Annotated in this window: 13 protein-coding genes and 1 riboswitch; of the genes, 6 read left to right on the top strand and 7 right to left on the bottom strand. The window is 72.9% G+C overall.

The window, feature by feature from the left end; genetic code table 11:
• Positions 1-27: 27 nt before the first annotated feature.
• On the top strand, positions 28-867 hold the full coding sequence (locus ABT160_RS12305) for a hypothetical protein (protein WP_351646681.1): 840 nt from the start codon (positions 28-30) through the stop codon (positions 865-867).
• 59 nt (positions 868-926) lie between these two features.
• Here ABT160_RS12305 and ABT160_RS12300 read toward each other — a convergent pair whose 3' ends face one another.
• Positions 927-2,732, bottom strand: coding sequence for an acyl-CoA dehydrogenase (locus ABT160_RS12300; RefSeq protein WP_351646680.1), 1,806 nt, complete (start codon positions 2,730-2,732; stop codon positions 927-929).
• A gap of 669 nt (positions 2,733-3,401) precedes the next feature.
• A complete protein-coding gene (locus tag ABT160_RS12295; protein ID WP_351646678.1) occupies positions 3,402-3,737 on the bottom strand; it encodes an STAS domain-containing protein in 336 nt (111 codons plus the stop codon).
• Between the two features lie 422 nt (positions 3,738-4,159).
• Between ABT160_RS12295 and ABT160_RS12290 the strand changes: the two genes are divergently transcribed.
• Positions 4,160-4,651 carry a helix-turn-helix transcriptional regulator gene (locus ABT160_RS12290; protein WP_351646677.1) on the top strand — a complete coding sequence of 164 codons (492 nt, stop codon included), beginning with the start codon at positions 4,160-4,162 and terminating at the stop codon, positions 4,649-4,651.
• A gap of 27 nt (positions 4,652-4,678) precedes the next feature.
• Here ABT160_RS12290 and ABT160_RS12285 read toward each other — a convergent pair whose 3' ends face one another.
• Both ABT160_RS12285 and ABT160_RS12280 read right to left on the bottom strand, forming a co-directional pair.
• Positions 4,679-5,428, bottom strand: a complete 750-nt coding sequence (locus ABT160_RS12285; RefSeq protein ID WP_351646675.1) for a 4'-phosphopantetheinyl transferase family protein — start codon at positions 5,426-5,428, stop codon at positions 4,679-4,681.
• Positions 5,422-6,732: an ACP S-malonyltransferase gene (locus tag ABT160_RS12280; protein ID WP_351646674.1), complete on the bottom strand. Its 1,311-nt coding sequence runs from the start codon at positions 6,730-6,732 to the stop codon at positions 5,422-5,424. The genes ABT160_RS12285 and ABT160_RS12280 overlap by 7 nt, the downstream gene beginning before the upstream one ends.
• A 416-nt stretch (positions 6,733-7,148) precedes the next feature.
• Between ABT160_RS12280 and ABT160_RS12275 the strand changes: the two genes are divergently transcribed.
• Positions 7,149-7,556, top strand: a complete 408-nt coding sequence (locus ABT160_RS12275) for a RidA family protein (RefSeq protein ID WP_351646672.1) — start codon at positions 7,149-7,151, stop codon at positions 7,554-7,556.
• Between the two features lie 19 nt (positions 7,557-7,575).
• Here ABT160_RS12275 and ABT160_RS12270 read toward each other — a convergent pair whose 3' ends face one another.
• The gene (locus ABT160_RS12270; RefSeq protein WP_351646671.1) at positions 7,576-8,034 is read right to left on the bottom strand and encodes a GNAT family N-acetyltransferase; all 459 of its coding nucleotides are present in this window, start codon (positions 8,032-8,034) and stop codon (positions 7,576-7,578) included.
• A 116-nt stretch (positions 8,035-8,150) separates the two neighbouring features.
• Complete coding sequence (locus tag ABT160_RS12265; RefSeq protein WP_351646670.1) at positions 8,151-9,422, bottom strand: preprotein translocase subunit SecY; 1,272 nt, start codon at positions 9,420-9,422, stop codon at positions 8,151-8,153.
• 399 nt (positions 9,423-9,821) lie between these two features.
• Between ABT160_RS12265 and ABT160_RS12260 the strand changes: the two genes are divergently transcribed.
• The gene (locus tag ABT160_RS12260) at positions 9,822-10,397 is read left to right on the top strand and encodes a hypothetical protein (RefSeq protein ID WP_351646669.1); all 576 of its coding nucleotides are present in this window, start codon (positions 9,822-9,824) and stop codon (positions 10,395-10,397) included.
• 93 nt (positions 10,398-10,490) lie between these two features.
• Here ABT160_RS12260 and ABT160_RS12255 read toward each other — a convergent pair whose 3' ends face one another.
• Positions 10,491-11,408, bottom strand: a complete 918-nt coding sequence (locus ABT160_RS12255; protein ID WP_351646668.1) for a cobalamin-binding protein — start codon at positions 11,406-11,408, stop codon at positions 10,491-10,493.
• 70 nt (positions 11,409-11,478) lie between these two features.
• Positions 11,479-11,674: riboswitch (cobalamin riboswitch) on the top strand.
• A gap of 25 nt (positions 11,675-11,699) precedes the next feature.
• On the opposite strand from ABT160_RS12255, the gene ABT160_RS12250 reads away from it, so the two are divergent.
• Both ABT160_RS12250 and ABT160_RS12245 read left to right on the top strand, forming a co-directional pair.
• Positions 11,700-11,864, top strand: a complete 165-nt coding sequence (locus tag ABT160_RS12250; protein WP_351646666.1) for a hypothetical protein — start codon at positions 11,700-11,702, stop codon at positions 11,862-11,864.
• 233 nt (positions 11,865-12,097) lie between these two features.
• Positions 12,098-13,612 carry a CoA-acylating methylmalonate-semialdehyde dehydrogenase gene (locus ABT160_RS12245; protein ID WP_351646665.1) on the top strand — a complete coding sequence of 505 codons (1,515 nt, stop codon included), beginning with the start codon at positions 12,098-12,100 and terminating at the stop codon, positions 13,610-13,612.
• The last annotated feature ends 2 nt before the right edge of the window (positions 13,613-13,614 follow it).

Below are 13,614 nucleotides of genomic sequence, written 5' to 3'. Positions count from 1 at the left end.
CGCCTTCGAGCACCGCCGAGGAGAACCGTGCCCCCATCGAGGACGACCGCCCCGCACCCGCCGCACCCCAGGAAGCCGGGCTCCCCGTCGCGCGGTACGGCATCCCCGTCCCGGCGCCCCCGCCTGCTCGCCCTCGCCGTCATCGGCGCCGCCGCGATCCTCACCGCGGGCGTGCTCGTGCACGAGTTCACCGGCGCGGGCGACGACGCCCCCCGCGCGCTGAACGCCACCGAGGCCCAGCAACTCGCCCTCGCCCGCTTCGGCGCGTACGAGTCCGGGACGCTCGGCGTCCACGTCACGCTCCCCGGCAGCGGCCGGGACGACGGGACCGACGTCCACGGCATCGTCGACTACCGGGCCCACCGCGCGGTCGGCCGCTACACCACCGGCCGCCCCGAGTCCCGCGACGGCGGCCTGCTCGCCTGGGACACCGGTGGCCTCGCCGTCGCCCAGGTCCCCGAGAAGAAGGGCCAGCGCCCGGCCGCCCAGGCCGCCGCCCTCGACCCGGGCACCTGGTCCCAGCGCGCCTACACCACCGACCCGCTCGACGCGGCACTGCGCCTGGTGATCGCGATGGGCACCGACCGGCCCGACAACCCCCAGCTCCTCGCCCAGGCCGGCCCCCGCCGCCTCGGCCGCGCCAGCATCGACGGCACCGACTACACCCTGTACTCGGGACCGCGCCCGCGCGACAGCGCCAAGGGCGGCCGGTCCCCGCTCACGTACTGGGTCGACGACAAGGGGCGCCTGGGCCGCCTGGAGGCCCGCATCGCCTCGCTTCCGGGACCGGCCCGGGTCGACTTCACCCCCAACCGGGACGCCGACAAGGTGCCGGGCAGGCCGTGGGAGCGCGTCGGGGGCAAGTGAGGGGCGGGGGCCCGGGTCCGAGCGGGGTCCGGGCCCGGCCGAGACCTACGCCCCGCCCGCTACCCGGCCGCCGACACCACGTGCCCCTCGGGCACCCCGAACGCCTCCGTCAGCTCGACCAGCCACGGCTCCAGCCGCCGACCGAGCACCCGCACCACGCCCGGCACGGCCTCCACCTGCGTGGCGGTCAACGCGCCCCGCGTGAGCAGCAGTTCCCCGTACGGCCGCACCTGGCCCAGCAGGAACAGCGCGCACAGGTCGCGCAGCACGGTACGCGTCGGGCCCTCGACCGGCGCGGAACAGGCGGCCACGAAGTCCTCGGCGGCCAGGCGCGCCCCGTACGCACCGACCAGGTCGAGCGCCGCCCGCGACGCGCTGTTCCACGGGCCCAGCGCGGCGCCGCTCGACGCGCCCCGCAACAGGACGCGGGCCCGCAGATGAGAGTGACGTTCCTTCGCGACCAGGAGCCCGTGCAGGAACGACGGATCGGCGAGGTCCTCCGCGCCGGTCGCGGCCGGCGCCTCCGGAGCCACCTCGTGACCGAAGATCAACTCGACGGCGGCCGCGAACCGCAGCGGCGGGACCGTCAACAGGTCGAGACCGGGACAGTGTGCACGCGCCACGACCATCAACTCCCGCGCACGCCCGGCGATCCAGGCCTTGGCGATGCGCGCCTCCCGTTCGGCGACACCGCCCTCACCGGGTCCCGGGTGCAGCCACCGGGCGGTCACGCCCCGGAGCAGGAAGGTCATCGCGTACGCGGTCGCCGTGCCCCGCAGCAACGGCCCGAGGTCCGCCGCCTCGACCGCCTCCGCCGCTGGTACGCCGCGCCCGTCGGCCCCGGGCGCGGCCCCCGCGCGAGGGCGGACACGGCGCACGGCGACGGCCAGCGCCGCGCGCGAGCCGCCCAGGGCGCTCGCGCCCGCGCACAACGCGCCGACGGCCACCCGCCCCACCGCGTGCGGCACCCGCTCACGCCCGCCCCGCACCGGACCGCCAGGACCATCAGGCGCGGCCGACGCCGAAGCCGTCAGGCTCCCGTCCGGCTCCAACTGCCCGTGCGGCCCCTGGACCAGAGCGGTGCGCGGCAGCCGTACGTGCTCGAAGACCGCGACACAGCGCTCCACCGCCCCTCCCGCGCGGGCGGGCACCATGGCGACGCGCACGCCCGGCAACGGCCCACCGCCGTCCGTCAGATCGGCCACGAACAGGAACACGCCGTGGTCGTGCTCCCCGACGAGCAGCCGGGCGGCGACCACCGCACTCCTCGGGCCGCCCGCGGTCCCCGCGTCGGGCAGCCACTTGGCTGCGCCCTCGTGCGGGGTGTGCAGGGTGAAGGTCCCGCTGCCCGGGTCGTACCGGGCCGTGGTCCGCACCGTCGCCACACCCGCGCCGTGCGCCCGTTCCGCGCACAGGAACACCCCCACGCGGTCCAGCGAGAAGAACGACGACAGATCGCGCGGCGGCGAGAACACGTCATCGGACAGGCTGCCCAGGAAGACGTTGTAGTGGATGCCCGCCACGGTGGCCGTCGCGCCGTCCACGGCCGCCGCCCACTCGTGGAGCGCGGTGAGCGCCCGCACGTCACCCGGCAGCAGCTCGGGGGCCACCAACTCCTCGTTGAGCGCCCGCAGGCGCGCGTACGCCAGCGCCCACCGGTCCCGCTCCGTGCCGCACCGATGGCGGAAAAGATCCGTGGAGACGGCCTTGCGCCAGTGGCCGTGCACGTCGTCCAGCGGCGCGGCGCACGCGCCGCCGGGGACGTCGGCGAACAGCAGCCCGGTGAGCGTCCCGACGTCCGGGGCACCCGCGCGGTCGCGGCCCCCGGATACGGAGCTGCCCCCGGCAGCGGAGTTGAGGATCACGACCCGTCAACGACGCGTGATCCGTTCTGATACGACCACAATCCGCCATGTGGCCAGCCCCGACGCGGTGGACGGAGCGGTGAGTCGCGCGCAGGTGCGAGGGGCGTCACGGCGGACGTGCGGGGGACGGGCCGCTCACCGGCGGGCGGCGGCGCGGGCGAGGAACGGGCCCGCCCCGGATGCGCTCGGCACACCGGCGGGGCCCGCGCGGTCCGCGCGGGACCGCCCGTCCCGGTGCGGCGCCGACTCCGCCCGGCACGGTCCTGGGCATAGCGTGGCACGCCGTGAGCGGAGGGGAAGTACTGCTTCGGCCCGCTTGGAGAGGAGTTGACGCAATGCCGTCGCTCGGGGGCGGTCGTACGCGAGCCGGGGGAGCGTTTCCGGCCGCCGAGGGCCGCGGGGGACGGTCGCGCCATCCGCCTCTTCGGGTGACGGCGGGGGAGGACGGCCGGAGTGAAGGGACGCGGGGAAGGCCCGGAAGTTCTTGGCCCCGCCGCGATGGGGGAACACGGCGGGACCAGACATCCGCCTGCCCCCGGATCCCCGGCTCAACCGGGACGGTTTTCGGACCCCGCCGTGTCGATGGCCACATCGGGGCCCCGGGCCTCGGGCCTCGGGCCTGAGGCTTCGGGCCTGAGGCTTCGGGCTTCGCGCCTTGGGCCTCGGGCCTCAGGCGTGGGTGGAGACGGCCCGGAGGTCGCGGTGCACGTCGAGGAGGTGTTCCGCCCCGGTGATCCGCAGGACCTTGCGCACGAGCGCGTGGCGCGTGGTCACGCGCAGGGCCAGGCCGTGCCGCAGCGCGGTCTCGTGGGCGTGTTCCAGCACGTCCAGGCCCGCGGCCGTCAGCAGCGGGGCGCGCAGATCGACGACGACCGAACTGCCACGGGGGCAGTCGGCGAGTACGCGGTCCAAGTCCTGGCCGACACGCGCCGCGTTGGCGATGTCGATCACTGCGTACACCTTGACGACCTGGTGCCCGGCGAGCCGGTACGAGGGCAGCGGCATGCTCGAAATCTCCTTCGCGAAGGGCGCCGGACGCGCCCTTCCCGGTGCCGCGTACCCGATACGGGCCGGTCCACCGGGGTCCGTCGCAGGTACGCCGGATGACGGCGCCGATACGACAGGAACGGGAATCTGTCGGTCATGTCCGTAAGTGGGCATGATCGGGGTCGGTCCGTGGGCACTAATGGTGGGGAGTGCTGAGGACCGGGGAGTTGGCGGTGGTCAGATGACGGATGACAGGTGACAGCGGACAGATGACGCCGGTTGTCAGCGAGCAGTTGTCGGCTGACAGCTGCCAGTTGAAATCCGTCATCTGTCACCCGTCATCTGCCATCCTCCATCTGCTATCCGTCAACCGTCATCCACCACCTGTCATCTGTCCGGAGCGTCGAGTTGAGTCAGTCGTGCGGTCGACAGCGAGTGCCATGGTGAGCCCCGACGAAGCGCGCACCGCGCACCTGCCGTGCTGCTCCGCGCACGCGGAGCTGGTGCCCCGTGTGCAGGAGCGCATCGAGGCGACCAGGGCAAGCCTGGAGGGCCTGTGGGACTGCCTGGTCGAACTCAGGCTCGCCCTCGACGAGGTCGTACGCGCCTGCCCGGTCACCGACGCGCCCCCCACCCGCGTGGTCCGCACCGGGCGGACTGCCGCTTCCGGCGCCCGCATGGGGCTCACGCCCAAGGAGACCGAGGTCGTGGCGCGACTCGCGGCCGGGATGACGAACCGGTCCATCGCGCGCAGCCTGGCCGTGTCGGAACGCACCGTGAAGAACCATCTGCGGTCCGTCTTCCTCAAACTCGGCGTGAACAGCCGGACCGAGGCGGCCCTCGTCGCCGTCGAGGCGGGTGTGGTCCCGGCCCCGAGCAGTCCGACGTCCGAGACCGTCCCACGCCAGGGCGGCGCCCCGAGCCGCTGGTGACCGGTGTCCTCCGGCTCCGTCGTCGTCTCACCCGAACGCTCCTCCGGTTCCCGCGCCCACTTCTGGCGTCCAGGCCCCGCGCTCAAACGCGAGGGGCCGTCGTGCGACGGGTACGGTGCGGGCCCGGGCGGCCGGGACCACCGGCAGGCGCGCGGCGAGGGTGACGGTGACCGCGGCGTCGGGCCCGGGAAGTTCCGCGAGTCTCAGCGGGCGCAGTTCCCAGCCCCGGGGGCACGGAACGCTGCCCAGCCGGGCCAGTCTCAGCCGGGGCCGCAACGCCACCTCCACGTCCACCAGCGCCCGCAGCAACGGCCAGCCGAGTCCCTTGGCCATTGCTTCCTTGGCCGTCCACATGTGCTGGAAGGCCCGTACCCGTTCTTCTTCAGGGAGGCCCGCGAGGTCGGCGCGCTCGCGGGCGGTCAGTGCGTACCGGATCAGCGTCGGTGAGGGCGGCCCGTCCAAGGCCTCGGCGTCGATGCCCACGGGGAAGCGCTCGGCCACCACGGCGACCGTCAGGTGGCCGCAGTGCGTGGCGCTGAGGTGCAGCCGGGGCAGTCCACGTCCGGAGAGCAGGGCGGGACGGCCCCAGGGGTCGCGTACCAGTACGGCGTCGCGTGCGGGAGCTCCGTACGTCATGCGCAGCGCGTGGGCCAGCAGCCTGCGCCCCCGGCCGGGCGTCGCGGGCCCCTGCGCCAGGTGCCACCACACGTCGGCCGTGCCGCCCGCGCAGCGCACCAGGTGGTGGCGGGGCCCGCGGGGCGCGGGCGCGGTCAGCACGGTGCCACTCCGCTGCGGCCCGGTCCGCCGGTGGTGCCACGGACGCCGCCGGTGGCGATGACGGCGGCGTCCGGGTCGGAGGGCGGCGCGCCCGCGAGGACGTCGCCGGGGCGCGCGCGACGCGTGCGGCGCGCGCCGGCGGCCGTCGGTTCCGCGGGCGTCCGCACGCTCGGCTCACGCCGGGGCGGCGGAAGCCGTACGGGTCCCAGGGGGCCGCGCGGCCGGGGGACGACCGGCGCCGCCTCCTGCTGCTCGGCGCGCCGGCCGGTAGGTACGTCACAGGCCGATGCCAGTGCCGCAGCGACGTCCGCGGCCGTGGCGCGGCGGTGCAGGGGAGCGATCGCGGTGACTCCCGGGACGGTGGCCGTGACGTGTTCGGTGAGCGCGCTCCGAGGGCTGCACTCCACGAACACGTCCACGCCCTCCGCGTGCAGCGCGCGCACCGCGTCGGCGAACCGGACGGGCCGCACCAGGTGCGCGGCGATGAGCGCCGCCGTGTCCTCGGGACCGTCGAGCGACCTCCCCAGCGTCGCCGAGTACACCAGGTGCCGACCGTGGCGCGGTCTGACGGCGGCCCCGGAGTACTCGGCGAACTCATCGGCGGCCGCGCCCAGTTCCCGACTGTGGAAGGCGTACGGCGCGCAGAGCCGGACCGCTCGTACGCCCAGTGCTCCGGCCGCCGTGTACACCCGGTCCAGTGCGGTGCGCGGTCCTGAGACGACGCACTGGCGCGGGCCGTCGTGCGCGGAGACCGAGACCGTCCACTCGCCGAGGGCGGCCAGCAGGTGCATGGCACGGGCGCCGGACAGCGCGAGTGCCATCATGCCGCCGGGCGCCGCGGGCCGCGCCGCGAGGGCGTCGTCCCGGGCGGCCACCAGCGCCATGCCCTGCCGGAGGTCCAGGATCCCGGCGGCCGTCAGCGCCACCAGGTCCCCGAATCCGTGCCCGAGCAGCACATCGGGACGGAGCCGGTGCCGCCCGGTGAGGAGCTGGAAGAGGACGAACTCGGCGGCGAACACCGCCGTGTGCAGTTCGGCGGGTGCCGTCGTCGCCAGCGCGTCGAGCGCCGGCGCGTCCTCGTCGAGGAGCAGCGGTGACACGGGCGGGCGGCGGGCGAGGGCGGCGGCGTGGTCGACGTCGGAGAGGAGTTCCCCGACGAGCGGTTCGCTCCTGGCGAGGGACGAGAGGGCCCCGGGGGTGTAGGCGTCCGGCCCGGGAAAGAGCACGGCACAGCGTCCGGCCATCGTGCGCACCAGCTTCCTGTCACGACCTGCGGCGGGGTACGACTCCGGTCGTGCTGTCATGGCCACATCCGGGCGACCCTTCGAGTGTCCCAGTGGCACCTTCCGTGCGGCAATGTCCCCTTTGGTGCATGGGCGTTGGCCTGGTACCGCTGCGCCCCGCGATCCACGGGAGCCCTGCCGCCACCGGGACGTTCCCCGATGGGGTTAGTCCTTCTGGTCCTGTCCGCCCCATGCCGTCCGACGTGGGGAGGAGTCCGGAGGCAAGCGCTTGTACCCATGGGGCGGGGGCTCGTGTCCGAGCGGCCGGGTTACCTCAAGGTGCCTTGGTCACGGAAAAGTGCGTTCTTCCATGTCAGCCGCCACCTCACCTACGTTGGGCGACGGCCCCGGGAGCGCACGGATGTTGACCGTGGGGGAGCCGTGCAGGACAAGCGCTCTCTTCCCCTGATGATCGAAATGACGAGGAGCCGTTCACCATGGCCGTCACCCTGCTCGACCCCGCCGGACTGCCCCGGATCGACGTCTACCGGCAGGTGGCGGTGGCCTCGGGGACGAAACTCGTCTTCGTCGCCGGCCAGGTCGCCTGGGACGCCGAGGGCGTCACCGTCGGTCCGGACGACCTCGCCGCCCAGGTCGAACAGTGCTACCTCAACGTCGCCACGGCCCTTGCCGCCGCGGGCGCCGACTTCAGCGCCGTGGCGAAGCTGAACGTCCACGTCGTCGACTGGTCCCCCGACCGGATGCCCCAGCTCCTGGACGGCATCGCCCGGGCGCAGTCCCGGCTGGGCATCGCGGCCACCCCGCCCGCCACGCTCCTCGGCGTCGCCGCGCTCGACGTGCCCGAGCACCTGGTGGAGGTGGAAGCGGTCGCGATGCTCGACTGACCCCGTCCAGGCGTCGGGATCAAGCCTCGTCCGGCTCCTCCACGAGCCGGAGGTCGATCCACGGAACCGTCTCCCCGGGCAGCACATAGCGCTCAAGCTCCGTGAACCCGTGCTTCAGCGCGAACCGCAGCCCGTCCTCGTTCGAGGACAGCACCACCGTCTCGACCACCTCCGCCCCCAGCTCCCGCGCCCGCTCCAGGCCGTGCGCGTACATCAGCGCCCCGTATCCGCGCCCCCGGTGCTCCGGGAGCGTACGGGCGATGACGGTCGCCGTCCGCGACCCGTCCTGAGGCGGTCGCACGGTGGTGCACCCGACGAGCTCGCCGCCCGCGTGGACGACCTCCAAGTGGTTGCGCCCCGCCCGCTCGCGCACCTCGTCCAGGGACAGGACGTGCGTCGGGATGACCGTGTTGTGGACGTGCCGCCATTCCGCCAGCGTGGCGTCGCTGTCGGGCTGCTGAAAACGAAGATCGTGCATCGCACCAGCTGACCCCCGACCGCCCCGCCCGTCAACCCCGTTTCCCCCTGCTTTCCGACCTTTCCCGGCCTCCTCCGGTCGACAGTTCCCGGCACCCGCCTCCCGTCATCGACACCTCACCGCACGTACTGCGCGTAACGCTCCATCAGCCGGGCCGAGTTGACGAAGGCCACCGTCTCCGCCGCCAGTGCCACCACGAAGAACACCGCCTCACCCCCGTACGGAAGCCGCGCGCCTCCGCTCAGCACCGCCGACATACCGGTCACCGCGAAGGCCAGCACCACCAGGTAGAGGGCCGACACCGTGGTGATCCGTGTGCTCACGTAGCGAAGGTAGTCGGCGGTCGGGTAGCCGGGGCGTATGCCCGGTATGAAGGCGCCCTCCCGCTTCAGCCGGTCTGCGAGGGACGCGACGTCGAAGTCGACGGCCCGTGTGAAGAACGTGAACAGGACGATCAGCAGGGCCAGCGCCGTCAGCCGCCAGACATCGGTCTGCGCGACCAGGTGCTCACGCACCCCTCTCAGCCAGCCGGCGTCCGGTGCCAGGCTCGTCAGGAGGGCCAGCAGGAAGAGGACGTTCGCGGCCTGTCCTGCCACCGAGCGTTCCGGGCCGACCCGCAGCGGGATCACCGCGGAGGTGGCCCCGCTGGTCCGCCGCCCGATCATGCGCCGGGCGAACTGCACCGGCACCTCGCGCCGGCCGCCCTCCACGAAGGCGGTGACCACCACGACCGCGACCACCAGGAGGCAGAGGAGCACGAAGGCGACGACGCCCTTGCCCTCCCGTACCGCCCAGAACTCACCCGGCAGGACGGCCAGGATCTGCGTGCCGATCAGCAGCGCGAAGCCGTTGCCCGTGCCGTGGTCGGATATCAGCTCGGCGAGCCGCATCGCGACGATGCTTCCGGCGGTCATCGCGGCCACCATGGCGGCCATCGACAGCGCCCCCTGGTCCCGGAGGACCTGGAGCCCGTCCCCGCTGGGGCCTGGCAACCGTGCGGCCGTCAGCAGCGCGATGGTGCTCAGGGCGGCGGCCGTGACGACCGTGAGGACACGGGTGTACTGACGTATCCGCCGCGCTCCGCCAGGCCCCGCCGCTGCCAGCGACGACAACCGCGGGACCACCGTGACCAGCAGGCCCATGACCGCGCCCGCGCTCAAGAAGGGGTACACGCCCAGGCCCAGCACGGCGAGCCGGGGCAGCGCACCGCCGGTCAGCAGGTCGACCGGCCCGGGGAACAGGTCGTACTCCCGGACCGCCCGTATGTCCACGCCGGGCAGCGGCAGTTGCTGCCCGAGGCGGAAGACCACCACGCACAGCAGGGTCAGCAGCAGCCGTTTCGTGAGGCCGCGGGGCAGGCCACGGGGCAGATGAGAGGAGTCGTTCATGGCCTTTCCACGGGTCGGGGCGGGGGCCGGGCTCTGATGGCCGCGGTTGCGGCGGATGGCCAGTATGGGCGGCGGCGCCGATGCCTGATCTCCGTTTTCCACAATCGCGATCAGCTTGTCGTACCGGCGTTGAGTCGACGTCGCCCCAACGTCGGCCTGGCTTCGTTCTGTCCTCGTACCTGCCTCATTCCAGCCTCGGGATTTCAGCCTCGGGATTTCAGCCTCGGGCCGGCCTCGCTCCCGGTGCCGGGAGTCGGCGTGACGACCCAGGTCGCGCATCCGGGCCGTACTTCCCGGCGCGAATGCTCCCGTGCGCTCTGGCGATCGCGGCATCGAGGCTGGACGCTGGAGGGGGCGTCGTGCGGTGCGAGCCGGCGCCGGGCAGCGAGGGGGCTCGCCATGAAGGTCCACAGCGCGGAGCAGCCGGTCACGGCTGACCAGGTCACCGCGGCGCTCGCGGCACTCGGACGTGCCGCCGTACCCCATCCGCGACGGCGTCCCGACAGCCGGGCCGACGGCGAGGTCCTGGACCTCCTCGGCGCGCTGCTCGCCGTCACCGAACTCGAAGCGGCCTGCCGCACGGAACCCGCGGCCCTGCCGCCCGTCGGTCTTCCCGCCCTTCAGCACGGCTGGCACGCCCAGACCGGTACGACCGACCTGCGCCGGGTCGTTCTCGTCAACCGGCTCCGTCGATCCGGCGCGGACCTCAGCCTGCTGCCCACCGCGCCCCTGCCCCATGGCGATCCCATGGACCCGGAGCCCAGCGTGGACGACCCGCCCGGTGTGTACGGTGCCCAGATGTGCGCCTTGGCCGCGGCGAACCTCGCCGTGGCCCAGCACCAGGCCGACCAGCACCACCGCAACGCCGCACACGCCACCCTGGACGCGACCCAGGGGATGCTCGCCCAGGCGCTGCTCGCGGTCAATGAGCTGCGCTGCCGACTCGACGGACGGGACGGAGGCGCCGCCTACTGAACCGGGCCGCTGCTCGGCCCGGCAATCAGCAATCCCCTCGGTCCCTCGATCCGTCAGCTCGGCAATGCCTCAGTCCGTCAGCTCGGCAATGCCTCAGTCCGTCAGCCGGCGTGCCTCCGCGGTCGTCACGGGCGCCCCCGCGTCCACGGAGTGCAGTACGTGGGCCAGTACCTCCGCGCCCCGCACCACGCGAGGACCGGGGCGGTTGAAGTAGGCCGGTCCGTCGAGCACCCACACCTCACCCCGTCGCACCGCGGGCAGATCGCCCCAGCCCGGCAGCCCGGTCAGCAACTCCGTCTCCCGCAGGGTGCGTTCCGGACTGAACCCGCAGGGCAGGACGAGGAGCGTGTCGGGCCGCGCCGCGACGACCTCGCCCCAGGTCATGGGCCGGGTGTGCTCGCCCGGGGCGGCGAGCAGCGGTTCTCCGCCCGCGTACGTGATCTGCTCGGGAACCCAGTGGCCCGCGGGCCACAGTGGATCCAGCCACTCCACGGCCACCACGCGCGGGCGCGGTCGCCCTTCGGTGCGCTGTCTCACCGTCGCGAGCCGCGCGGTGAGTTCGGCGTGCCGCTGTCTCGCCACGTCCTCCACGCCCAGCAGGGCGCCCACGCGGACCATGCAGGCCAGGACGTCGTCCAGCGTCTTCGGCTCCAGGCTGAGCACCCGGGTTCCGGCGTCCAGTACCCGTACGGCCGAGACAACCCCTTCGTACGACACCGCGCAGACGTCGCACAGGTCCTGCGTCAGGACCACGTCAGGCCGGAGCGCGGCGAGGGCCTCGGTGTCGAGGGTGTACAGCGAGGACCCGGAGTGCCGGGAGCCGCCCACGGCGTCGGAGATCTCACGGCTGCTCAGCGCTTCCTGTGAGAGCCCCGCCGCAGTGACCACGGGAATGTCTGCCACGACCGAAGGCGGCCAGTCGCACTCGTGGGTGCGGCCCACCAGGTCCTGCGCCAGACCGAGTTCGGCGACGATGTCGGTGGCGGCAGGGAGCAGGGAAGCGATACGCATGGGGCTGAGCCTAAGCCCCGCGTTCGAACGCCCTCGTGACTAGAGAATGGCCGGAGCGGGGTGGACTTACTAGGACGTCCAACTATATGGTCGTGAGGAAACCCGCGGTGCAGGGAAGCCGGTGAGAATCCGGCACGGTCCCGCCACTGTGACCGGGGAGCGAGCCCTCCAGAAAGACCGGGCCACTGACGGAGAGATCCGTCGGGAAGGCCGGAGGCGCGCGTTGATCCGGGAGTCAGGATACCGGCCGTGGGGTGTTCCGTGTTGTCCACGAGGATGGAGCAGACACGCATGGCACTGGTGCGTTCCCACGGCCCAGTTGAGAAGATCGCCGCCCTGTCGGTGGGCACAACCGGCAGGTTCGCCGGTGCGCACGCGCACGGCTCGTACACGTGCGGCACTTACGGGACCAGCGCGTACGAGAGCGACGCGTCACCACCCCACTGTCCGTTCTGAAGACTGCGACTGTCTGCTCTGACGCGTCCTGAACACACGGTTGGTGCCATCTCCTTCCCGTGCCGTGCGGTGACGCGAAGGCGATTTCCCCAATAGCACGGCGCGTGCCGTGAACGGACGTGCCGTAATGACGCACGCCCTCAAGGCCATTCCCGCCATCCATTCCCGCCATGCGGTGTACCGGGCATTCCTCACGCCAGTTTCCTTCACTTCCACTCGTGATCGGTGAATCCATGAACCGTGAGCCTCTGATCCGTGAACTCACCCATTTCATCGGGGGAAAGCACACCGTCGGCACCTCCGGCCTCCACTCCGACGTGTACGACCCCAACAGCGGCGCCGTGCAGGCCCGTGTCCCGCTCGCCGGACGCGACGACACGACGGCCGCCGTCGACGACGCTGCCGCCGCGCAGCCCGCGTGGGCCGACTGGAACCCCCAGCGGCGCGCCCGGGTCCTGCTGCGGTTCCTCCAACTGGTCGACGGACAGCGGGACGAGCTCGCGCGCCTGCTGTCCTCCGAACACGGCAAGACCGTCGCCGACGCGCACGGTGACCTCCAGCGCGGCCTGGAAGTAGTCGAGTTCGCCGCGGGGATCCCGCACCTCCTGAAGGGAGAGTTCACCGACAACGCCGGAAGCGGCATCGACGTGCACTCGCTGCGCGTCCCGCTCGGAGTCGTCGCCGGCATCACCCCGTTCAACTTCCCCGCGATGATCCCGCTGTGGAAGGCCGCGCCCGCGATCGCCTGCGGCAACGCCTTCGTCCTCAAGCCCTCCGAACGAGCCCCCTCCGTGCCGCTGAGGCTGGCGGAGCTCTTCCTGGAGGCGGGGCTGCCGCCGGGTGTGCTCAACGTCGTGAACGGCGGCAAGGAGGCTGTGGACGCGCTGCTGGACGACCCGCGCGTCCAGGCCGTCGGCTTCGTCGGCTCCACGCCGATCGCCGCGCGGATCTACGCGACCGCCGCCGCCAACGGCAAGCGCGCCCAGTGCTTCGGCGGTGCCAAGAACCACATGATCGTGATGCCGGACGCGGACCTCGACCAGGCCGTGGACGCATTGATCGGCGCCGGCTACGGGTCCGCGGGCGAGCGCTGCATGGCGATCTCCGTCGCCGTTCCCGTCGGCGAGGACACCGCGGACGCGCTGGTCGCCAGGCTCAAGGAGCGCATCGCCGAGCTGCGGATCGGCCGCTCCGACGACCCGGAGACCGACTTCGGGCCCCTGGTCAGCCGCGACGCGCTGGACCGCGTACAGCGGTACGTCGACATCGGCGTCAACGAGGGCGCCGAACTCGTCGTCGACGGAAGGGGCTTCGCCCTCCCCGGACACGAGAACGGCTTCTTCGCCGGAGCCACCCTCTTCGACCGCGTGTCGCCGTCCATGCGCGTCTACCGCGAGGAGATCTTCGGCCCCGTCCTGTGCGTCGTGCGCGCCGCCGACTACGAGGAGGCGCTGCGCCTGCCCAGCGAACACCCCTACGGCAACGGCGTCTCGCTCTTCACCCGGGACGGCGACACCGCCCGGGACTTCACCCGGCGTGTCGGCGCCGGGATGGTCGGCGTCAACGTGCCCATCCCCGTCCCCGTCGCGTACCACACCTTCGGCGGCTGGAAGCGATCCGGCTTCGGCGACCTCAATCAGCACGGGCCGGACGCTGTCCGCTTCTACACCCGCACCAAGACCGTGACGACGCGCTGGCCCTCCGGGGTCAAGGAAGGCGCGAACTTCACCATCCCGACGATGGGCTGAGC

Source organism: Streptomyces sp. NPDC001941 (assembly GCF_040296945.1).
Taxonomy (GTDB): domain Bacteria; phylum Actinomycetota; class Actinomycetes; order Streptomycetales; family Streptomycetaceae; genus Streptomyces.
The sequence above is the reverse complement of the archived record's forward strand: the minus strand, read 5'-3'. Positions and strand labels throughout refer to the sequence as shown.

What these genes read in the sequence shown, in the direction of transcription:
- ABT160_RS12295 (WP_351646678.1), bottom strand. Translation starts at nt 3,737, where the DNA reads ATGCCGCTGCCCTCGTACCGGCTCGCCGGGCACCAGGTCGTCAAGGTG.
- ABT160_RS12290 (WP_351646677.1), top strand. Translation starts at nt 4,160, where the DNA reads ATGGTGAGCCCCGACGAAGCGCGCACCGCGCACCTGCCGTGCTGCTCC.
- ABT160_RS12280 (WP_351646674.1), bottom strand. Translation starts at nt 6,732, where the DNA reads ATGACAGCACGACCGGAGTCGTACCCCGCCGCAGGTCGTGACAGGAAG.
- ABT160_RS12275 (WP_351646672.1), top strand. Translation starts at nt 7,149, where the DNA reads ATGGCCGTCACCCTGCTCGACCCCGCCGGACTGCCCCGGATCGACGTC.
- ABT160_RS12270 (WP_351646671.1), bottom strand. Translation starts at nt 8,034, where the DNA reads ATGCACGATCTTCGTTTTCAGCAGCCCGACAGCGACGCCACGCTGGCG.
- ABT160_RS12265 (WP_351646670.1), bottom strand. Translation starts at nt 9,422, where the DNA reads ATGAACGACTCCTCTCATCTGCCCCGTGGCCTGCCCCGCGGCCTCACG.
- ABT160_RS12260 (WP_351646669.1), top strand. Translation starts at nt 9,822, where the DNA reads ATGAAGGTCCACAGCGCGGAGCAGCCGGTCACGGCTGACCAGGTCACC.
- ABT160_RS12255 (WP_351646668.1), bottom strand. Translation starts at nt 11,408, where the DNA reads ATGCGTATCGCTTCCCTGCTCCCTGCCGCCACCGACATCGTCGCCGAA.
- ABT160_RS12250 (WP_351646666.1), top strand. Translation starts at nt 11,700, where the DNA reads ATGGCACTGGTGCGTTCCCACGGCCCAGTTGAGAAGATCGCCGCCCTG.
- ABT160_RS12245 (WP_351646665.1), top strand. Translation starts at nt 12,098, where the DNA reads ATGAACCGTGAGCCTCTGATCCGTGAACTCACCCATTTCATCGGGGGA.